Annotated in this window: 19 protein-coding genes, 1 pseudogene and 1 riboswitch; of the genes and pseudogenes, 11 read left to right on the forward strand and 9 right to left on the reverse strand. The window is 55.1% G+C overall.

What is annotated here, in order from left to right; all coding sequences use genetic code 11:
• Positions 1–18: 18 nt before the first annotated feature.
• Together F7Q90_RS01450 and F7Q90_RS01455 are read right to left on the reverse strand one after the other, a co-directional pair.
• Positions 19–1,236: a multifunctional CCA addition/repair protein gene (locus tag F7Q90_RS01450; RefSeq protein WP_006118203.1), complete on the reverse strand. Its 1,218-nt coding sequence runs from the start codon at positions 1,234–1,236 to the stop codon at positions 19–21.
• A gap of 159 nt (positions 1,237–1,395) precedes the next feature.
• Positions 1,396–2,016: a TIGR04211 family SH3 domain-containing protein gene (locus F7Q90_RS01455; RefSeq protein ID WP_006118202.1), complete on the reverse strand. Its 621-nt coding sequence runs from the start codon at positions 2,014–2,016 to the stop codon at positions 1,396–1,398.
• 264 nt (positions 2,017–2,280) lie between these two features.
• Between F7Q90_RS01455 and F7Q90_RS01460 the strand changes: the two genes are divergently transcribed.
• From F7Q90_RS01460 to hldE, 3 genes are all read left to right on the forward strand, one after another.
• Positions 2,281–3,591: a CYTH domain-containing protein gene (locus F7Q90_RS01460; RefSeq protein WP_006118201.1), complete on the forward strand. Its 1,311-nt coding sequence runs from the start codon at positions 2,281–2,283 to the stop codon at positions 3,589–3,591.
• 29 nt (positions 3,592–3,620) lie between these two features.
• Entirely contained in the window at positions 3,621–6,473 is a 2,853-nt protein-coding gene (gene glnE / locus F7Q90_RS01465) for a bifunctional [glutamate--ammonia ligase]-adenylyl-L-tyrosine phosphorylase/[glutamate--ammonia-ligase] adenylyltransferase (protein WP_006118200.1), read from the forward strand.
• Positions 6,474–6,534: 61 nt separating this feature from the next.
• Positions 6,535–7,959, forward strand: a complete 1,425-nt coding sequence (hldE, locus tag F7Q90_RS01470) for a bifunctional D-glycero-beta-D-manno-heptose-7-phosphate kinase/D-glycero-beta-D-manno-heptose 1-phosphate adenylyltransferase HldE (RefSeq protein WP_006118199.1) — start codon at positions 6,535–6,537, stop codon at positions 7,957–7,959.
• 38 nt (positions 7,960–7,997) lie between these two features.
• On the opposite strand, the gene ubiK is transcribed toward hldE, so the two are convergent.
• Positions 7,998–8,336, reverse strand: coding sequence for a ubiquinone biosynthesis accessory factor UbiK (gene ubiK / locus F7Q90_RS01475; RefSeq protein WP_006118198.1), 339 nt, complete (start codon positions 8,334–8,336; stop codon positions 7,998–8,000).
• Between the two features lie 171 nt (positions 8,337–8,507).
• Positions 8,508–8,656: riboswitch (FMN riboswitch) on the forward strand.
• A gap of 110 nt (positions 8,657–8,766) precedes the next feature.
• Here ubiK and ribB point away from each other — a divergent pair.
• On the forward strand, positions 8,767–9,423 hold the full coding sequence (gene ribB / locus F7Q90_RS01480) for a 3,4-dihydroxy-2-butanone-4-phosphate synthase (RefSeq protein WP_006118197.1): 657 nt from the start codon (positions 8,767–8,769) through the stop codon (positions 9,421–9,423).
• Between the two features lie 182 nt (positions 9,424–9,605).
• Complete coding sequence (gene ygiD / locus F7Q90_RS01485) at positions 9,606–10,388, forward strand: 4,5-DOPA-extradiol-dioxygenase (RefSeq protein ID WP_006118196.1); 783 nt, start codon at positions 9,606–9,608, stop codon at positions 10,386–10,388.
• Positions 10,389–10,428: 40 nt separating this feature from the next.
• Here the strand turns inward: ygiD and F7Q90_RS01490 are convergent, their stop codons facing one another.
• The 3 genes from F7Q90_RS01490 to tolC all read right to left on the reverse strand — a co-directional run bounded on the left by F7Q90_RS01490 (position 10,429) and on the right by tolC (position 13,887).
• Positions 10,429–11,589: a glutathionylspermidine synthase family protein gene (locus tag F7Q90_RS01490; protein WP_006118195.1), complete on the reverse strand. Its 1,161-nt coding sequence runs from the start codon at positions 11,587–11,589 to the stop codon at positions 10,429–10,431.
• Between the two features lie 8 nt (positions 11,590–11,597).
• Positions 11,598–12,272, reverse strand: a complete 675-nt coding sequence (locus tag F7Q90_RS01495; RefSeq protein ID WP_006118194.1) for a DUF1190 family protein — start codon at positions 12,270–12,272, stop codon at positions 11,598–11,600.
• A 142-nt stretch (positions 12,273–12,414) separates the two neighbouring features.
• On the reverse strand, positions 12,415–13,887 hold the full coding sequence (gene tolC, locus F7Q90_RS01500) for an outer membrane channel protein TolC (protein ID WP_006118193.1): 1,473 nt from the start codon (positions 13,885–13,887) through the stop codon (positions 12,415–12,417).
• 211 nt (positions 13,888–14,098) lie between these two features.
• Between tolC and nudF the strand changes: the two genes are divergently transcribed.
• From nudF to parE, 5 genes are read left to right on the forward strand one after another with little or no spacing between them, the layout of a single operon-like run.
• Entirely contained in the window at positions 14,099–14,734 is a 636-nt protein-coding gene (nudF, locus tag F7Q90_RS01505) for an ADP-ribose diphosphatase (protein WP_006118192.1), read from the forward strand.
• The gene (locus tag F7Q90_RS01510) at positions 14,731–15,156 is read left to right on the forward strand and encodes a DUF1249 family protein (RefSeq protein WP_006118191.1); all 426 of its coding nucleotides are present in this window, start codon (positions 14,731–14,733) and stop codon (positions 15,154–15,156) included. The genes nudF and F7Q90_RS01510 overlap by 4 nt, the downstream gene beginning before the upstream one ends.
• 42 nt (positions 15,157–15,198) lie before the next feature.
• Positions 15,199–16,026, forward strand: a complete 828-nt coding sequence (gene cpdA, locus F7Q90_RS01515; protein ID WP_006118190.1) for a 3',5'-cyclic-AMP phosphodiesterase — start codon at positions 15,199–15,201, stop codon at positions 16,024–16,026.
• Positions 16,027–16,029: 3 nt separating this feature from the next.
• Positions 16,030–16,611, forward strand: a complete 582-nt coding sequence (gene yqiA / locus F7Q90_RS01520) for an esterase YqiA (protein WP_006118189.1) — start codon at positions 16,030–16,032, stop codon at positions 16,609–16,611.
• Positions 16,612–16,659: 48 nt separating this feature from the next.
• The gene (gene parE, locus F7Q90_RS01525) at positions 16,660–18,555 is read left to right on the forward strand and encodes a DNA topoisomerase IV subunit B (RefSeq protein WP_006118187.1); all 1,896 of its coding nucleotides are present in this window, start codon (positions 16,660–16,662) and stop codon (positions 18,553–18,555) included.
• 65 nt (positions 18,556–18,620) lie between these two features.
• Here the strand turns inward: parE and F7Q90_RS01530 are convergent, their stop codons facing one another.
• From F7Q90_RS01530 to F7Q90_RS01540, 3 genes and pseudogenes are all read right to left on the reverse strand, one after another.
• Entirely contained in the window at positions 18,621–18,926 is a 306-nt protein-coding gene (locus tag F7Q90_RS01530) for a putative quinol monooxygenase (RefSeq protein ID WP_044241465.1), read from the reverse strand.
• The gene (locus F7Q90_RS01535; protein WP_044241463.1) at positions 18,923–19,111 is read right to left on the reverse strand and encodes a hypothetical protein; all 189 of its coding nucleotides are present in this window, start codon (positions 19,109–19,111) and stop codon (positions 18,923–18,925) included. The genes F7Q90_RS01530 and F7Q90_RS01535 overlap by 4 nt, the downstream gene beginning before the upstream one ends.
• A gap of 31 nt (positions 19,112–19,142) precedes the next feature.
• A pseudogene (locus tag F7Q90_RS01540) lies at positions 19,143–19,724 on the reverse strand (NAD(P)H-dependent oxidoreductase).
• 175 nt (positions 19,725–19,899) lie between these two features.
• Between F7Q90_RS01540 and F7Q90_RS01545 the strand changes: the two are divergent.
• Positions 19,900–20,649 carry a transporter substrate-binding domain-containing protein gene (locus F7Q90_RS01545; RefSeq protein ID WP_006118186.1) on the forward strand — a complete coding sequence of 250 codons (750 nt, stop codon included), beginning with the start codon at positions 19,900–19,902 and terminating at the stop codon, positions 20,647–20,649.
• Positions 20,650–20,876 lie beyond the last annotated feature (227 nt).

Raw genomic sequence — 20,876 nt, forward strand, 5'->3', positions numbered from 1 at the left:
GCCAGGTCACTGGCCGCGTTAACCTCTGCCTTCGGCAACGGCGTCGATGCGGCGCCGCGTCAGCTCTTCCCGCACCGCACTCCCTTTAAAGCCCGCCTCAACCACCGCTTTCGATGACACGGCCTGCGCCCGCGCAAATGCGCGCCGCAGATAGTCGCCCTGTGGATACGGCATGCTGGCGAGCCCACCGCGCCCACGGGCATCGGCTTCGCTACACAGCGCCAGTTGATGCACGCGTTCAGGTTTACGCCAGGCGTCGAGACGGTCAAATAACGCCACAATCGCCTCAGAAGGCAACTGCTCAATGGTGTGCATCGTGTCGTGGAATTCGGTTACCAGCAGGGCTAAATCGCGAATGGCATTCGGCACGCGCAAACGCTCACAGAGTGCGGCAACCAGCGGCACGCCGGCGGGGCCATGACCGCGATGGCTGGGCCACTTTTCAACGGGCGTTAACGCTTTGCCTACATCGTGAAACAGCGTGGCAAAACGTACATCAATGGCCTCACTTAAGGCGGCGGAGAGCGTCAATGCCATCAGCGTATGCACGCCCGTGTCAATTTCAGGATGCCATCTGGCGGGGGCGGGGATGCCATAAAGGTTATCGATTTCCGGGAACAGCACCTTCAGGGCACCGCAGTCACGCAGCACCTGAAAATAGACCTGAGGATTATGCGAGGACAGCGCTTTTTCGGTCTCTTTCCACACGCGCTCAGCGGTAAGATCGGCCAGCTCGCCGCTCTCCACCATTTGCCGCATCAGCGCCTGGGTTTCATCGGCAATGCGAAAGTTAAGGTGGGCAAAGCGCGCAGCAAATCGCGCCACGCGCAGCACGCGCAGCGGATCTTCACTAAAGGCTTCTGAAACGTGGCGCAGCAGTCGGTCAGCAATATCCTGTTGCCCCTGGTAGGGATCATAGAGCGTGCCGTTTTCATCGCGGGCGATGGCGTTGATCGTCAGATCGCGGCGTTGTAAATCCTGCTCCAGCGTGACGTCCGGGGCCGACCAGGTGGTAAAACCGGTATAGCCTTTGCCGTTTTTGCGTTCGGTGCGCGCCAGTGCATATTCTTCGCGGCTGTCAGGATGCAGAAACACCGGAAAATCGCGGCCCACCTGATGATAGCCCTGTTCCAGCATGCTTTCTGGCGTTGCGCCCACGACCACCCAGTCTTTGTCTTTAACCGGCAATTTCAACAACGCATCACGCACCGCACCGCCAACAAGAAACGTCTTCACGCACCACTCCAGAGATAAATAAGCGACCTGCGCGTCTGCGGGCGTCCTGCACCTGAATTCAGACGGGCACAACCCTTATTGTTACACAAATTCGACATATTGCAGACAGGCCAAAAAGGGCATCTTACGATCCCCTTTTGCAGCGAGCGGTGGAAAAGGTTAGTTCATCCAGCGATCGTTTTTCTTGCGACGCGGCACCATATGCGGCAGCAACAGACCCAGCAGCAGGCCCACGCCGAGCACGCCGCCACCGTACATAAACCACTGCATGATGATCGTGCGCTGTTTGTCATCCAGCTGAACGTTAGCGGCATTGACCTTCTTCTGGGCCACAATCAGTTCGTTCTTCAGCTTCTGATTTTGCTCTTTCAGCCCATTGATGACGCTGTCGCTGCTGGCCACTTTATTCTGCATCTCGGCCGTGCGCTGGTTCCAGCTGTTGTCAATGTTCGCTAACTTAGCTGTCAGGTCTTTAACCTGTTGTTCTAACTGAGGCACCCGGGTGCGCAGGCTGGGATTTTCACTCAACTGCGACAGGGGAATCCAGACGGTGCGGCCTTCCGCATCGCGCACCTGGCCATATTTGGTGGCGTCATTGGTTTGTAGCAGTTCGACCTGTTCACCCGCGTTCAGCTTACCGAGCAGGCGAAACTGGTCGCCGGGGCCGCTGCGAACCCAGGTGGATAATTCGTCAGAAACATAGCGTTTTTGATCGGCATGAGCAGGTGTAAGGGCGCTGAGGGCCAGCAAAGTGATTCCAGCAAGTGTGATTTTTTTCATTCGATTTCGTTTTGTTTAAAAATAAAGATAATTTACCGGCACAGTCTGTAGAGGCTTCGCATAAATCTGAATGAGAACTATCCTGGTCTCATAAGAGTGCGAAAAGGCGAGCGAAAGCAGAAAGAAACCAGAGACAGCAAGGCTTCTGTGCATTACTCTTCGCCTGAAAACCCGCATCTTCGGCTCAGTGGATGCAGCAGAAGATAACCTTAAACGGGCAGGGAATATATCCTCAAGTGCCAGCGACGTAGTGAATAAAAAAATATGACCATTGAGATTGAGCTTAAGTTCATTGCAAAACCCAACGCTGCCGGGAAACTGGCAGAGAGGCTGGCGGCTTTTCCGCATCAGCATCAGGCAGCGCGCCAGCTGACCAATATCTATTTTGAAACCGACGATAACCAGTTACGACGGTGGAACATGGGCTTACGTATTCGCGGCGTGGACCAGCGTTACGAAATGACGCTGAAAACGGCCGGCAGTACGCTGGGCGGTTTACATCAGCGCGGCGAATACAACGTTGACCTGACGGAACCTACGCTGGATATCAGCCGTCTGCCCGCCGACATCTGGCCAGAGGGAACGGATATCGCGGCCTTGCAGCAGCGCCTGAACCCGCTGTTCAGCACGCATTTTGACCGTGAAATCTGGCTGGTGACGGCAGGTAAGAGCGAAGTGGAAATCGCGTTCGATAAAGGCGAGGTCGCGGCCGGTGAGCATCAGGACGCGCTGTCAGAAGTCGAACTGGAGTTAAAAAGCGGTGAGCGCAGCGATATGCTGGCGTTTGCGCAGCAGCTGATTGCCGTGGGCGACCTGCGTATGGGCAGCCTGAGCAAAGCGGCACGCGGCTATCAGCTGGCGAAAGGTAACCTTCCACGTGAATTACGTGCTTTTCCGCTTTTGAAAGCCGGACCGAAGGCGACGGTGGAAGCTGGCATGGTGGCGGCAATGGCCGCTGGCCTGGAGCACTGGCAATATCATGAAGAAGTGTGGTTACGGGGCAATAAGCGCGCGCGGGAATCAGTACGTGAAGCGCTGGACGTGCTGCGCCAGGCCTTTGCGCTCTTTGGTGCGTTAGTGCCGCGTAAGGCCAGTAGCGATCTGCGTCAGAAGCTGACGACGCTGGAAGAAACGCTGCTGAATGAAGACGTGGATGCAGACAGCTTCTGCTTCTCTACTCGCTCCGTAGAAACCCAGTTAGCACTTACTCACTGGCTGGCTGAGGCACAATGGACGCCGTGGATTGATCAGAAGGGGCAAGCCAAGCTGCAAGGTTCCTTCAAGCGCTTCGGCGATATCATGCTGGGCCGCATTAATGCCGATCTGAAAGAAACCTTTGCCACCATTCATCAGGCGAATGAATATCAGGACAAAGCCACGCGTCTCGATCGACAATTACTGGCCGTTCATTTGCTGGCGGGCGCTTACTCGCCGGACGCGGTAGAGCACTGGCTGGCCCCGTGGCAGCAGCTACAGCGCGCCATACACGAAAAGCAGCACGTCAGCTTAGACGGCTTAACCGCGCAGGCAATGAAACAACCGCCGTTCTGGTTAACCAGCAGCTCGCCGCGCTGAATCTAACAGCACGCTATCAGGGAGAGAACATGTTGCCAGCCTTACCTACCGTATTGCGTACTCAGGCCGAGCGGGCGGTCGAACAGTCAGGTCTTACCGGTTCTGCTCTTACGGAAGAGCAACTTGCCGGTCTGGCCTTCAGCGATTTCGTGCTCGACAACCTGCAGCAGAACCCGGACTGGTGGCAGGCGATCGCTGACCGCTCGCCTCAGCATGAAGAGTGGCGGCACTACGCGCAGTGGCTAAGTGGTGACATGGCGGCGGCAGACAGCGAAGCCAGTCTGATGCGCGTGCTGCGCCTGTTTCGGCGTCGGATGCTGGTGCGCATTGCCTGGATGCAGTGCCTGCATCACGCCAGCACAGAACAGACGTTGCAACAGCTGAGTGTACTGGCGGAGGTCCTGATCAGTGCGGCGCGTGACTGGGTTTATCAGGACTGCTGTCGTGAGTTTGGCACGCCCTGTAATGCCGCGGGTGAGCCTCAGCCGCTGCTGATCCTGGGCATGGGAAAACTGGGCGGCGGCGAGCTGAATTTCTCCTCTGATATCGATTTAATTTTTGTCTGGCCCGATAACGGCAGTACCCGTGGCGGTCGGCGTGAACTCGACAATGCGCAATTTTTTACCCGTATGGGGCAGCGCCTGATCAAGGTGCTCGATCAGCCCACCGCGGACGGGTTTGTTTACCGGGTGGATATGCGTTTACGGCCCTTTGGCGACAGTGGGCCGCTGGTGATGAGCTTTGCCGCGCTGGAAGATTATTACCAGGAGCAGGGGCGCGACTGGGAACGCTATGCCATGGTGAAAGCCCGACTGATGGGCGATGATCAGGATCGCTGGAGCCAGGAGTTGCAGCAGATGCTGCGGCCGTTTGTCTATCGCCGCTATATTGATTTCAGCGTGATTCAGTCGTTACGTAACATGAAGGCGATGATCTCACGTGAAGTGCGCCGCCGTGGCCTGAAAAATAACATTAAGCTGGGGGCGGGCGGCATCCGCGAAACGGAGTTTATCGTCCAGGTCTTTCAACTGATTCGCGGTGGACGTGAGCGCTCGCTTCAGCTCAGAGCCTTGCTGCCCACGATTTCCGCCATTGAATCCCTGGGCTTACTGCCACCGGAGCAGGTTGCTGCACTGCGCGAGGCCTACCTGTTTTTGCGGCGGCTGGAAAACCTGCTGCAAAGCCTGGCCGATGAACAAACGCAAACGCTGCCGGAAGATGCACTGCACCGCGCCCGACTGGCCTGGGCGATGCAGTGTCAGGACTGGTCAGAACTTAGCGCAAAACTGGATACGCACATGGCCGCCGTGCGGGCAATCTTTGACGAGCTGATTGGTGAAGATTCGCCGGATGTTGGCGATCAACCGGAGCTGGCCGATTTTAATATGCTCTGGCAGGACAGTCTGGAAGACAGCGAGCTGGCCCCGCTGGTTCCTCAACTGGACGCGGAACACTGTCAGGCGCTCAATCAGTCACTGGAAGCGTTTCGTCAGGATATCAGCCGCCGTTCCATTGGTCCGCGCGGTCGTCAGGCACTGGATCAGCTGATGCCGCGCCTGCTGAGCGAAGTCTGTCTGCGCAGCGATGCGGCCGTCACCTTTAGCCGGCTGGCACCGCTGCTGCTCAGCGTGCTGACGCGCAGTACCTATCTGGAGCTGCTGACGGAATATCACGGAGCCCTGCGGCACCTGATCCGTCTGTGTGCAGCCTCGCCGATGGTGGCAAGCCAGCTGGCGCATTATCCGCTGCTGCTGGATGAGCTTCTCGATCCCGCCACGCTGTATCAGCCCACCGCGACGGATGCCTATCGTGATGAACTGCGCCAGTACCTGATGCGCATTCCCGCCGACGATGAAGAGCAACAGCTTGAAGCGTTACGCCAGTTTAAACAGGCGCAGATGTTACGCATCGCGGCAGCCGACATTGCAGGGACGTTGCCGGTGATGAAAGTGAGCGATCACTTAACCTGGCTGGCCGAAGCCATCATTGAATCGGTGGTGCAACAGGCCTGGAATATGATGGTGCAGCGTTACGGTCGGCCTTCGCATCTGGGGCAGGAGCACGAGCGGGGTTTTACCGTGCTGGGCTATGGCAAGCTGGGTGGATGGGAGCTGGGTTACAGCTCCGATCTTGATCTGGTTTTTCTGCACGACTGCCCGCTGGACGCGGTGACCCAGGGCGAACGCAGCATTGACGGCCGACAGTTTTATCTGCGGCTGGCGCAGCGCATCATGCACCTGTTTAGCACCCGCACCTCGTCCGGGATTTTGTACGAAGTGGATGCGCGCCTGCGTCCTTCCGGTGCGGCGGGCATGCTGGTCAGCACGTTCGACGCTTTTGATGACTATCAACGTAACGAAGCTTGGACGTGGGAACACCAGGCGCTGGTGCGTGCCCGGGTTGTCTTCGGTGAGCCCGCCCTGAGCGAACGTTTCAACGCCATTCGCCGGGCGATTCTCTGCCTGCCCCGTGAACCGGTGGCGTTGCAAACCGAGGTCAGGGAGATGCGTGATAAAATGCGCGCGCATCTGAGCAATAAGCATAAAGGGCGCTGGGAGATCAAAACCGACGAAGGCGGCATTACCGATATCGAGTTTATTGCCCAATATCTCGTACTGCGCTATGCCGCAGCAGAGCCTGCCTTAACGCGCTGGTCGGACAATGTGCGGATCTTTGAACTGATGGCAAACCATCAAAAAATGGCAGACGACGAAGCGGCGGCGTTAACCCATGCCTATGTCACGCTGCGCGATGCCTTGCACCATCTGGCGCTGCAGGCGCTGCCGGGACACGTCGAACCGGATGCCTTTGCGCAGGAAAGAGCGTCGGTCAACGCCAGCTGGCAGCGGTGGTTGCAGTCAGCAGAATCTCTCACGGCGTGATGCTGATAGCAACTGTGCTATCATCCGCGCACTATTTTGAATGCAGTCTGGAGTGTCTGGAATGAAAGTTACTCTGCCCGCGTTCGGCCAGGCTTCGGTACTGGTCGTTGGCGATGTCATGTTGGATCGTTACTGGTATGGCCCTACCAGCCGTATTTCCCCTGAAGCCCCGGTGCCGGTGGTGAAAGTGGAGACCGTTGAAGAACGCCCTGGCGGCGCCGCTAACGTGGCGATGAATATTGCTGCGCTGGGTGCCGGTTCACGGTTGATCGGGCTGACCGGTGAGGACGATGCGGCTCAGGTCCTGAGTAAAACGCTTAAGGACGTTCGTGTTGACTGCAATTTTGTCACGTTAAAAAGCCATCCGACGATCACCAAACTGCGTGTGCTGTCCCGCAACCAGCAGCTTATCCGCCTGGATTTTGAAGAAGGTTTTGAGCAGGTTGATGCCGCACCGATGCACGAAAAAATGCGCCAGTCGCTGGCCAGCAGTGGCACGGTGGTGTTGTCGGATTACGGCAAAGGGGCGCTCGACAGCGTTCAGCAGATGATCACTCTGGCGCGTGAAGCCAGTGTGCCTGTTCTGATCGATCCGAAAGGCACCGATTTTGCCCGCTATCGCGGCGCGACGCTGCTGACGCCCAACCTGTCGGAATTTGAAGCTGTTGTCGGTAAATGCAGGACGGAGCAGGAAATTGTTGAACGCGGCATGAAACTGATTGCCGATTGCGACCTTTCCGCGCTGCTGGTCACGCGTTCTGAGAATGGCATGTCGCTGCTACAGCCGGGGAAAGCGCCGCTGCACTTGCCCACGCAGGCACAGGAAGTGTTTGACGTTACCGGCGCCGGGGATACGGTGATTGGTGTGCTTGCTGCTGCTCTGGCGGCGGGGGATTCGCTGGAAGAAGCCTGTTTCCTGGCCAACGCGGCAGCCGGTGTGGTGGTGGGTAAACTGGGAACCTCAACCGTCAGCATCGTGGAGCTCGAAAACGCCATTCATGCCCGTCCGGAGCGCGGTTTTGGCATCATGACCGAAGCGGAACTGAAAGAGGCCGTCGCTATGGCCCGTCAGCGCGGCGAAAAAGTGGTCATGACCAATGGCGTCTTCGACATTCTGCATGCCGGTCATGTTTCCTACCTCGCAAACGCCCGTAAACTGGGCGATCGCCTGATTGTGGCGGTAAACAGCGATGCGTCGACGAAACGTCTTAAAGGCGACAGCCGTCCGGTGAATCCGCAGGAAAACCGGATGATCGTGCTGGGTGCGCTGGAAGCCGTAGACTGGGTCGTGCTGTTTGAAGAAGATACGCCGCAGCGTTTGATCGCCAGCATATTACCGGATTTACTGGTGAAAGGCGGGGATTACAAGCCGGAAGACATTGCAGGCAGTAAGGAAGTCTGGGCGAATGGCGGTGACGTGCGGGTGCTGAACTTTGAAGATGGCATTTCAACCACCAATATCATTAAAACCATTCGCGGCAACTGAGTCGTGATGGCGGGAGCCTGCGCTCCCGCCAGCCAGCATCACTCGCCGGATTTATCCGCAGGGTTCGCCGCCGGGACAATCGCCGGTGCCGGGCCTGGCGTGGTGGGCACCGCTGGTGCAGACGATGCGGTCCCGGTTCCTTTGCTTTCCAGCTGGGCCAGACGTTGTTCCAGCGCCGCCAGTTTTTCCCGCGTACGCAGTAAAACCTGAGTCTGTACATCAAACTCTTCACGGTTGACCAGATCCATGCGGGTCAGCTGGGCCTGCAGAGTCTGCCGTATTTTCTTTTCAACATCATCGCCAAATTCACGAACTCCCTTCGGCAGCGCGTCATGAACCTGACGGGCAATTTGTTCAATTTTTTTCGTGTCGATCATGATGATTTCCTGGTTACGGGTTGCTGTGGCAGCATTTTACCAACGCTAGAGTCACTTAAGTGTAATGCCTGAATTGAAAAGGTTAAACCTGAAATCCATAGCGCAAAAAAAGCTAAAGCAATAATGGCTTTGTGGATTGCTGCCCTGACGGGGAAACGTTATAGTTAAAACGCTTATTCTCAGGGCGGGGCGAAATTCCCCACCGGCGGTAAATCAGCCCAGGCTGAAAGCCCGCGAGCGCTTCGCAGTAATGGTGAAGGTCAGCAGATCCGGTGTAATTCCGGGGCCGACGGTTAAAGTCCGGATGGGAGAGGGTAACGACATCTGTCAGGCATTATGTCTGTTTTGCGTCATTGCTACGTCTTTACGACGTCACTCCTAAGCTTGCCCTGATTCTGGTAACCCAACACATTTATAAGGTTTTATTACCATGAATCAGACTCTACTTTCTGAATTTGGCACGCCGAAACAGCGTGTAGAACGTGCTATCGCAGCCTTACGCGAAGGCCGTGGTGTTATGGTTCTCGACGATGAGAATCGCGAAAACGAAGGTGACATGATTTTCGCCGCGGAAACCATGACCGTGGAGCAGATGGCGTTAACCATTCGTCACGGCAGCGGTATCGTTTGTCTGTGCCTGACTGAAGAGCGTCGCCAGCAACTGGCGCTGCCGATGATGGTGGAAAACAACACCAGCGCCTACGGCACCGGTTTCACCGTGACGATTGAAGCGGCAAAAGGCGTAACCACCGGCGTATCTGCTCAGGATCGTATTACCACTATCCGTGCCGCGATTGCCGATGACGCAAAACCTGAAGATTTAAACCGTCCGGGTCACGTCTTCCCGCTGCGTGCCCATGATGGTGGCGTTCTGACGCGCGGTGGCCACACCGAAGCCACTATCGATCTGGTGACGCTGGCAGGCTTCAAGCCCGCAGGCGTTCTGTGTGAACTGACCAACGACGACGGTTCCATGGCGCATGCGCCGGAAGTGATCGCGTTCGCGAAACAACACGCCATGCCCGTCGTCACCATCGAAGATTTGGTAGCCTACCGTCGCGAACACGAAACGCGTCAGGCCAGCTAGTTTTCGTCTTAATCAGGCCAGTTCTCTGGCCTGATCGTCTCGCCTTGTCCTGTCTGTGCGCTTCCTCAGTCCCTGCCATTTTTATTCAAAATTTCTGACAGAGAACATCATGCTTATCCGCGTGATCACGCCGGTAAAAAGCGTATCGTGGTGTTCACAGAATGAACACATCAAGGATCACTATGAGTCAGGTTCGCATGCCGGCGCTGTTTTTGGGACACGGCAGCCCAATGAATGCCTTAGAAGAAAACCGCTATACCGCAGCCTGGCGTAAAGCCGGTGAAACCCTGCCACGGCCACGTGCGATTCTGGCGGTTTCGGCTCACTGGTACACACAGGGAACTGCCGTAACGGCGATGGACAATCCACGCACTATTCACGATTTTGGCGGCTTTCCTCAGGCGCTTTTTGATACCCGTTATTCCGCGCCGGGCTCACCCGCACTGGCGGAAGAGATTGCGGAACAGTTATCCCCGGTGCCGGTTCATCTGGATCACGCATGGGGATTGGATCATGGCTCGTGGGGCGTGCTGATTAAGATGTATCCCGACGCAGATATCCCGGTCGTCCAGCTCAGTATCGACAGCGGCAAGCCCGCCGCCTGGCATTTCGGGATGGGAAGAAAGCTGTCTGCGCTGCGCGATCGCGGCGTGATGATCGTCGCCAGCGGTAACGTGGTGCACAACCTGCGTAAAGTTCTCTGGGGCGGTGGCGAAGCTTACAGTTGGGCGACAGGGTTCAATAACTTCGTGCGGGACAATCTGGCGGTGCAGGCCGAGGCGGACTCACATCCGTTGGTGAGTTTTATGCAGCATCCGGATGCGGCCTTATCCAACCCGACGCCGGAACACTTCCTGCCATTGCTGTATGTGCTGGGTTCCCGTCACGCAGATGAGCCAGTGACCGTTCCGGTGGAAGGTATGGAGATGGGCGCAATCAGTATGTTGTCGGTACAGGTCGGTTAACGCGTAAGACAGGCCAGCGAACTGGCCTGGAGATAAAAGGCTATTCAATGAAGGCGTGCGGATAGAAACGCGACAGATCCTGCGTGATCAACTCCCGATCTTCCCGCAGGCCAATACCGGCCGGTTGATCGTCGATGAGCCAACTGCCAATCAGCGTATAACTGTCACCAAATTTTGGCAGCGGATGGAACTGCTGCACAATCATGCCTTCTTCGCCGTATGGACCATCCACCCGGGCGATCTCTTTGCCGTTTTCCACGATACGAATGTTAGCGCCTTCGCGGGAGAACAGCGGTTTGACCACATACTTGTCCATAGGCGGCACGTCGTCTTCAGCAAACCAGGCAGGCAGCAGGTTGGGATGATTGGGAAACATCTGCCACAGCATTGGCAATAACGCTTTGTTTGACAGAATGCTTTTCCAGGCGGGTTCAAGCCACCGCACGCCCGCATCCGCCAGCTTGGTCGAAAACATTTCGCGCAGCATAAATTCCCACGGGTAAAGCTTAAACAGATTACTGATCACCTGATCGTGCGGGTCAGTAAACTGGCCTTTCTCACCCAGCCCTATCTCATCAATATAGAGAAATTCGCTGGGTAAGCCGGCTTCCGTGGCGCAGTCCTGCAGGTATTGCACCGTGCCGCGATCTTCCTCGGTATCCCGGCAGCAGGCAAAGTGCAGCCAGTTAAAGCCGTGCTGCTGATGCAGCACCGTGAAGCGATCGATAAGCTTTTCCTGCAGGCTGTTAAACTGGTCGCTGCCAGGCGGCAACTGGCCCGCATTCAGCTGGTCTTCCAGCCACAGCCACTGGAAAAACGCCGCTTCATACAGCGAGGTCGGTGTATCGGCGTTGTTTTCCAGCAGTTTGGCATCGCCTCGGCCATCCCACGCCAGATCGAGACGGGAATAGAGTGAAGGCTGACGCTGATTCCACGAGTCACGCACGAAATCCCAGGTGTGTTTTGGAATACGGAAGCGGGTAAGCAGGGCTTCACTGTTTACCACTTTTTCCACCACCTGCAGACACATCTGATGAAGTTCGGCGGTCACCTCCTCCAGATAGTCGATTTGCGCCAGGGTAAACTGATAGTAAGCATCTTCGCACCAGTAGGGCTCACCGTGCATGGTGTGAAAACGAAAACCAAACTCTGTGGCTTTTTCCCGCCAGCCCGGACGCTCAGAAATCGCGATACGTTGCATAAACGGTATTAGCCTCCCAGCGAACGACTGGAGGTGCCGGAAGCACTAGCACTGCTGCGCTGCATCGCGTTTTGTTTCGCAACCGTTTCGCCAAAACCACCACGTGTGATGGTGGAGGTGGTGGTCGGTTTCGGCGCCAGGGCAGTTTTGGGCACGTTCATGGTTTTACCTGGGGTGGCATTACCGTAGTTACGGCCAGAGGCATCCACGAACTGACCGTTTGCCGGGCTGTTGGGGGTTTTCGGTGAGAACAACGGTTGCTGGGCAAAGCCCGCGCCACCGCCCATCATGCGCCCCATCATGTAGCCTGCCATTAACGGCATCCAGAAGCTGCCACTTTGCTGCGCTTCGGCATTCGTACTGCCTGTGCCCGCCTGTGCCGGTGCCTGCTGGCACTGGTTTTCACCAAATTCGGCGACACAGTCTTCACGTGTCGCGTATTTTGGCGCGGTGCGTTCAGCTTCCTTTTTCGCGTTGTTAAACGCGGTGGTGCACTGCGCACTTTGTCCCGGATTGGCTTTTGAACAGTCGTCCGCGTTTTGATAAAGGGTGACGGTTTCGTCGTTTTGCTCACAACCTGCCAGCATAAATACCGCTGAAACAGCGATAGCAACAGGCGTTAAGTGTCTTGCTTGCCAGCTCTTACGAAAGGCGGCATAGCGGATCGTTTTAGTCCGTTTCATTATAAATATCCTGTGCCCAAAGGTAGTGCATAGAATAGGGGATGAGTGGTGAGAAATGAAGCTAACGGCCAGGCAGGACGGGGATCTTTACGTAGTTATACGTTTTGCAGAGAGGCGGGCCGCAAAGCAGCCCGCAACAGGCTTAGTGACTGAACGGATTACGGCTGCTCTTATGTGCGGCCTTATGTACGGGGGCCGGTGCTGGTGCCGTTTCGGAAGTGGAGATGTGATCTTCACCCAGCACCTGCTGTACATTTTGTGGCTGAACCGTTTCCGGCGAGGTTGAGATTTCTTTACCTAACTGACTGTTAAGCACACCCAAACTCTGCTCGTTCAGCGTGCCCAGGGCATAGCTGATATTCAACTGGTTAATCAGATAGCTGTAACGCGCATCCGACAACTGCTGCTTAGCGTTATAAAGCGTTGATGTCGCATTCAGCACGTCAACGATGGTACGGGTTCCCACCTGGTAACCGGCTTCCATCGCGTCTAATGAACTTTGCGCGGACACCACGGCTTGTTTGTAAGCGGCAATGCTACTTGCTGACGCATTGACGTTGTTGTAAGACGAGCGCACGGTCTGCACGGCTGAACGGTGCGCGGCTTCCAACTGCTCACTGGCGCTGACAAAGTTGTATTGCGCCTGTTTCACCTGCGAGGTCACGCTGCCACCGCTGTAAAGCGGCAGGGTAAAGCTCAGGCCCACTTTGTTGTTGCCGGTGATGGAATCTGTCGAGCTGGCATTTTGCTCAGCACGGCTTCCGCCGTATTTGCTGTTGGACAGGCCAGTCGAGGCGGTCAGATCCAGCGTCGGTAAATGGCCCGCCTCCGCTGAACGGATTTGCTCACGGGCTAAGTCCTGGTTCAGACGGGCAGAAAGCAGGTTCAGGTTGCGGCTTTCAGCCTGCTTAAGCAGCGAGTTAACCGCTTCAGGTTTAGTGGTTTTGAAGCGATCAATATCCAGCGACGCCAGCGCCAGGTAATCCATACCGGTAATCTGACGCAGAGACTCCACTGCGTTGTCCAGGTCATTACGCGCGGTCACTTCATTCGCCAGGACACTGTCGTACTGCGCGCGGGCGTTCTGCACGTCGGTGATGGCGACCAGGCCCACGTTGAAGCGCTGGGTCGTTTGATCCAGTTCGCGATAAATCGACATCTTCTGCGCTTCGACGTAAGAAAGCGTATCAATGGCTTTCAGCACATTGAAGTAGGCCGTCGCGGTGTTCAGGATCAGATCCTGCTGGGCGACCTGGTAGGTCACATCCTGAATACCGGCTGCTTTTTCCTGTAGCGTCAGCGCACGCCATTTTGACATATCGAAAATGGTTTGCGTCAATTGCAGCGAGCCACTGGTGGTATTGGAGTGAATACCGCTACTATCACGGTAGCCGTTTGCGTAGGTATAGTCTGCACCCAAACCCAGTTGGGGTAATAAAGGACTGCGCGCTTCGTTAATTTTCTCGAACGCCGCATCACGCGTCGCCGCAGAGCTACGCAGATCAGGGTTGCTTAAACGCGCTTGCTGGTAAACCTGAAGCAGGTTTTCCGCCTGGCTGGCGAAGCTGAAACCGCCCAGGCTCAGCCCAATAAAAAATGGGAGCAGTTTTTTCATTTGCATTCCTTTTGTTGCAGCAAATCGCAGTGACTGTGCCGCCTGTAAGCCAAAAATTATCGCAGATTCTAGCAGAGGGCAACTGTGAGATAAGGTGGCTGAACGTGCCATATTTGTGTGTTTCAGGTAAATAACTCAGTAATAACCCTTTGGATGGCATCTGGGCTTGTGTTTTATCTGTGTTATCCCAATCTGCATAAGGAACTTAATGATGAAGGACAATAAAACATCACCTGTGACTTTCACAAAAAATGATGTAGAAATTATTGCACGAGAAACCGCGTACGAGGGTTTTTTTTCCATTGTGCGTTATCGCTTTCGTCATCGGTTGTTTAATGGCCAAATGAGCCGGGAAGTGACGCGTGAAGTTTTTGAGCGCGGTCATGCCGCTGTGCTGCTACCTTATGATCCCGTCCGTGATGAAGTGGTGCTGATTGAACAGATCCGCATCCCGGCTTTCGATTGCAGTCCCACGCCCTGGCTGCTGGAAATGGTGGCAGGCATTATTGAACCGGGTGAAACCCCGGAGCAGGTAGTACGCCGTGAAGCCGTCGAAGAAGCGGATCTGATGGTTGGCCGGGTCAAACCGGTGCTGAACTACCTGGCCAGCCCCGGCGGCACCAGCGAACGGTTATCGGTAATGGTCGGAGAAGTGGATGCCAGCCAGGCAAAAGGATGCCATGGTCTGGAGGAAGAGAATGAGGATATTCTTGTCCATGTGGTCAGTCGTGAACAGGCTTACCATTGGGTGGAACAGGGGATTATTGATAACGCGGCATCTGTCATCGCCTTGCAATGGCTGGCACTGCACCATAAAAAACTTCGAGAAGAGTGGACGCAAAAATGAAACAGCGCTATATCCCTGATTTCCCCGAGATGATGAGGCTGTGCGAAACCAATTTCGCCCAGTTACGTCGTCTGCTACCACGTGATGACGCAGCAGGCGCATCGGTGATCTATCAGGTGAGTGGCGCCCGCTACCAGGTAACCGTTGAAGAATCAACGCGTTATACTACCTTGGTCGATATCCGTCAGACGGCCCCAGCCGTAAGTTACTGGAGCCTGCCGTCAATGTCTGTCAGGCTGTATCATGACGCGATGGTGGCTGAAGTGTGTTCGACACAGCAGATCTATCGGTTCAAAGCACGTTATGATTATCCGAATAAAAAAATGAATCAGCGTGATGAGAAGCATCAAATCAATCAGTTTCTTGCTGACTGGTTACGTTATTGCCTGACGCACGGCGCGATGGCAGTACCGGTTTGCTGATGCGTATAATGCACTGAATGGCGTAGAGACGAAGGAAACGCTTTGGATAGCCTGCTAACTCTTCCTGCGACAACAGAATCTGAGGTTCGGATTCTGCAAGTAACGGACACGCATTTGTTCGCAGGAAAACACGAATCCCTGCTGGGGGTGAATACCTGGGCCAGTTATGACGCGGTACTGGATGCGATCATCGCGCAGCAGCGTGATTATGATCTTATCGTTGCCACCGGCGATCTCTCTCAGGATCACTCAGTCGAAGCCTATCAGCATTTTGTTGAGGGCATTTCGCGCCTGCCTAAACCTTGCGTCTGGCTGCCGGGGAATCATGATTTTCAACCTGCGATGGTCGATACGCTGGCAGAGGCCGGCATTAACGCACACAAGCATGTGCTGTTAGGCGAGCACTGGCAGGTTGTTCTGCTGGACAGCCAGGTCTTCGGCGTGCCCCATGGCATGTTAAGTGACTACCAGCTTGAGTGGCTGAATACCACGCTTGCCCGTTATCCGCAGCGCCATACGCTGGTGCTGTTGCACCATCATCCTTTAGCGTCGGGCTGCACCTGGCTTGATCAACACAGCCTGCGCAATCCGCATCAGTTAGACGCCGTGTTGCAGCACTATCCGCTGGCAAAAACGCTGGTCTGCGGCCATATTCATCAGGAAATGGATGTACCGTGGCAGGGCCGCCGTGTGCTGGCAACGCCGTCGACCTGCGTGCAGTTCAAACCGCACTGTACCAGCTTTACCATCGATACCGTTGCGCCCGGCTGGCGCTGGTTTACGCTGCACAATGACGGTCAGCTTGAGACCGAAGTCAACCGACTCACCACACAGGCTTTTCGCCCCGATCTGGATGCTGAAGGATATTAACGGATGAAGGCGCTGCTTTATCTGCACGGCTTTAACAGCTCACCGCGTTCAGCAAAAGCGACGTTGTTTAAACAGTGGCTGAGCCAGCATCATCCCGATATTGAGATGATTGTGCCGCAGTTGCCAACGTTTCCTGCGGATGCGGCAGCTATGCTGGAAGATATTGTGCTCAGCCACAGCGGACGACAGCTGGGCCTCGTCGGTTCTTCGCTGGGCGGCTACTACGCCACCTGGCTGTCACATTGTTTTATGCTGCCGGCGGTGGTGGTCAATCCCGCCGTTCGCCCGTTTGAGTTGCTGGTGGATTTTTTGGGTGAAAATCAGAATCCCTACACCGGTCAGCAATATGTGTTAGAGTCTCGCCACATTTACGATCTGAAAGTGATGCAGATTGATCCGCTGGAAGCGCCTGATTTATTGTGGTTGCTGCAACAAACCGGCGATGAAGTGCTCGACTACCGCCAGGCACTCGACTATTACAGCGCGTGCCGTCATACGGTTGAAGAGGGCGGAAATCATGCATTTACTGGATTCGAGCGCCATTTCCCGCAAATTCTGGACTTTCTGGGCCTGAATCACGCTTGAGCAACGTGGAAATCGCAACCATTTTCTTCATCTAATCAGACAGTTACCATGAGTCAATCAAGCTATAATGCGGGTGACATTGAGGTCCTGACTGGCCTTGAGCCGGTTCGCCGTCGCCCGGGAATGTATACCGATACGACGCGCCCTAACCACCTGGGTCAGGAAGTCATTGATAACAGCGTCGATGAGGCACTGGCGGGCCATGCCAAACGGGTAGAGGTGATTTTGCATGCCGATCAGTCGCTGGAAGTCATCGACGACGGGCGCGGCATGCCGGTGGACATCCACCCGGAAGAAGGCGTTCCGGCTGTTGAACTCATTTTGTGCCGGCTGCACGCGGGCGGTAAATTTTCCAATAAAAACTACCAGTTTTCCGGTGGCCTACACGGCGTCGGGATTTCGGTGGTTAATGCCCTGTCCAAACGCGTTGAAGTGAATGTGCGCCGTAACGGCGAGATCTACACTATCGCCTTTGAAAATGGTGAAAAGGTGCAGGATCTGACCGTCACCGGCACGGTAGCCAAACGCAACACCGGCACCAGCGTCCATTTCTGGCCGGACGAACACTTCTTTGACAGCCCGCGTTTCTCGGTTTCCCGCTTATCTCACCTGCTGAAAGCGAAAGCCGTGTTGTGTCCGGGTGTCGAAATCGTCTTTAAAGACAAGCTCAACAATACCGAGCAGCGCTGGTGTTACGAAGATGGCCTGACAGATTATCTGTGTGAAGCCGTAAACGGCCTGCCGACGCTGCCGGAAAAACCGTTTGTGGGTGCCTTTGCAGGCGATATCGAAGCGGTGGACTGGGCGTTACTGTGGCTGCCGGAAGGCGGTGAGCTGTTGACCGAAAGCTATGTGAACCTGATCCCGACCATGCAGGGTGGGACACACGTTAATGGTCTGCGCCAGGGCCTGCTGGACGCCATGCGTGAGTTTTGCGAATACCGCAATATCCTGCCGCGCGGCGTGAAGCTGTCCGCCGAGGATATCTGGGATCGCTGTGCCTATGTGCTGTCGGTGAAAATGCAGGATCCGCAGTTTGCCGGTCAAACCAAAGAGCGCTTATCTTCACGCCAGTGCGCTGCCTTCGTGTCAGCCGTGGTCAAAGATGCCTTTAGTTTGTGGCTGAACCAGAACGTGCAGGCGGCAGAACAGCTGGCAGAGCTGGCGATTTCCAGCGCCCAGCGCCGAATGCGCGCGGCGAAGAAGGTCGTGCGTAAAAAGCTGACCAGCGGCCCGGCGTTGCCTGGAAAACTGGCAGACTGTACAGCACAGGATCTGAATAAAACCGAACTGTTCCTGGTGGAAGGGGATTCGGCGGGCGGTTCAGCCAAGCAGGCACGCGACCGCGAATATCAGGCGATCATGCCGCTTAAAGGCAAGATCCTGAACACCTGGGAAGTCTCGTCGGATGAAGTGCTGGCTTCACAGGAGGTGCACGATATCTCTGTGGCGATCGGTATCGATCCCGACAGCGAAGATCTGACGCAGCTGCGCTACGGTAAGATCTGTATTCTCGCCGATGCCGACTCAGATGGGCTGCACATTGCCACGCTGCTCTGCGCGCTGTTCGTGAAGCACTTCCGTACGCTGGTGAAAAACGGCCACGTTTATGTAGCGATGCCGCCGCTTTATCGTATCGATCTGGGCAAAGAAGTGTATTACGCGCTGGATGAAGACGAGAAAGAGGGCGTACTGGAGCAGTTAAAGCGTAAGAAGGGCAAACCGAACGTTCAGCGCTTTAAAGGTCTGGGTGAAATGAACCCGCTTCAGTTACGTGAAACCACGCTCGATCCGAATACCCGCCGTCTGGTTCAGCTTACCGTCAGTGACGACGATATTGAGCAGACGCTGCGGACGATGGACATGCTGCTGGCGAAGAAGCGTTCTGAAGATCGCCGCAACTGGTTACAGGAAAAAGGCGACAAGGCCGATATCGAAGTCTGAGTCGGTCACCCGCTGCAAAAAGCCCCGGCCTGTACCGGGGCTTTTTCGTGTCAGCGTTGCAGAAATTACTGGCCGGGTTCCAGCACCAGAATTTTTACGTCTGTCACATATTCTTTAATGGCAGCGCGATGGGCTTCCATATGCGGCATTTGCTGATGCTGGTCGAGATGACGCAGGGTTTCCCACTGCTCCAGCATGAAAATCGAATCGGGTGAGTTGTGTTTCCACGGCACCTGCGCCTGATGATCGACCAGCGCGCTGTACTGATGGCAGCCTTCTTCTTCCAGCACGGTCGGGATCACCTGATGAAACGCCTCCAGTACTTTCTGACGGTAGCCTGGCTTCGGCTTTGTTGAATAATAGGTAATCATTCTGTTTTGTCTGCACTGTTTTGGTAGAAAACGCTGATGCCAGACAGAACACCGTCATACGCAAGCATGTAACGCATTGATTTTATGTTATCTGAAACAACCGTTTTCATAGTACCACAGCATAAAATCCATTTATTCAACAAAGCCCCTGGCTTCACACAAATTTCAGCAACGACGGTTAACATTCACGTTTCCTCTTTCGGGGGGAAAGTCTATTTAAGCAAAAATTTCGCTGAGATGCGCCCGATAACGTGCAATATCCCGTGGCACATCAGGCTGCTTTATCACGTCGTTACAGATGAACGTCGGTAAGGCTTCCATTCCCAGGAACTGATTAGCCTTGTGAAAATGCACGTACAGGCCATCCACGCCGACGCCTTCGAAGAATTGCTCAGGATCGGTAAAGGCTTCCAGCGGAGCGTTCTAGGTCAGAGAAAGCATATATTTTTTGCCCTGAAGCAGGCCGCCAGAACCGTATTTTTTCTCGCTGTCTGAACGTGTGCGACCATCGCTGGCATACAGCTTGCCGTGGCCTTCCGTAAAGACTTCGTCAATATAACGTTTCACGGTCCAGGGTTCGCCCATCCACCAGCCTGGCATCTGATAAATCACGACATCGCTGTCGAGATATTTTTGGATCTCATCTGCCACAACATAGTCACTGTCGGCGACGGTAACGGTCACCTCATGGCCCAGATCGCGCAACTGGCTGGCGGCCACGTCGGTCAGCGTATGATTCAGTTCACCTTTAGAATGGGCGAAAGTTTTACCACCATCGATAATTAGAATGTTGCTCATTAAGCGTGTCTCCCGTATGCGTTTATAGGGAGTAGCTTAGGCCGCGACGCACGGGAGAAAAATGCGAGAATGATCACAACACTTTTGCGATTAGCGCAATAACCCGTAAGGTTATGTCACCATAACGGCGCAAACTCACCTCCGAAAAAAAAGAATGATGAAGAAAACACTCATAATGACTTTACTGCTGGTGGCTGGCGGTGCTCAGGCCCAGTCGCGTCTGGACAGCGTGCTCAACACCAAAACCCTGAAAGTCTGTACGACCGGGGACTACAAGCCCTACAGCTTTCTGAAACCCGATGGCCACTATGAAGGGCTGGATATCAGCATGGCGGAGTCGCTGGCGGCGTCACTGGGAGCGAAAGTGCAATGGGTACCTACCACCTGGAAAACTCTGATGCAGGACTTTTTAGCGAAACAGTGTGATATCGCACTGGGTGGCGTATCGGTTACGCTGAAGCGCCAGCAAACCGCCTGGTTTGCTCAGCCGCTTGGCGTGGACGGCAAAATTCCGCTGGTGCGCTGCGCGGATAAAACGAAGTATCAGACGGTTGACCAGCTAAATAAACCCGGCGTCCGGTTAATCGAACCCGCGGGCGGGACGAACGAAGCCTTTGTGCACAGTTATCTTCCTCAGGCGGCGTTAACGCTGTTTCACGATAACGTCACCATTTTCCAGCAGTTGGTGGATAACAAAGCCGATGTGATGATTACCGATGCCTCAGAGGCGCTGTATCAGCAAAAACGCTTTCCTTCCCTGTGCGCACTCAATCCGGATAAACCGCTTCAGTATGGCGAGAAGGCCTATATGCTTCCGCGTGATGATATGAGCTGGAAACAGTATGTCGATCAGTGGCTACACCTGAGCACGGCCACGGGAGAATATGCGAAGATTGCGCAGCAGTGGATGGGCGTGATGAAGTAATCATGTTTTGTGCGCTCAGTTTTTTTCGCAGCGGTGCACACGCCATCCGACAGGGTTTCTGAGCGGGCGTCCTCACGCCGCTGTCGCGGTTGCCTTCATGTCGCGCTTCAGCCTGATGGACCGACGGAGACGATACAGCCTGTACCGACTCCGTATTTTGCCCGCGTCCTGCGGGCAAATCCTGGTTTTATCGCTCTGTTCAGCGCTGCGGATTGCCTGCTCCGACT

Origin of the sequence: Pantoea stewartii subsp. stewartii (assembly GCF_008801695.1) — a bacterium.
In the GTDB taxonomy this organism is placed as follows: Bacteria; Pseudomonadota; Gammaproteobacteria; order Enterobacterales; family Enterobacteriaceae; genus Pantoea; species Pantoea stewartii.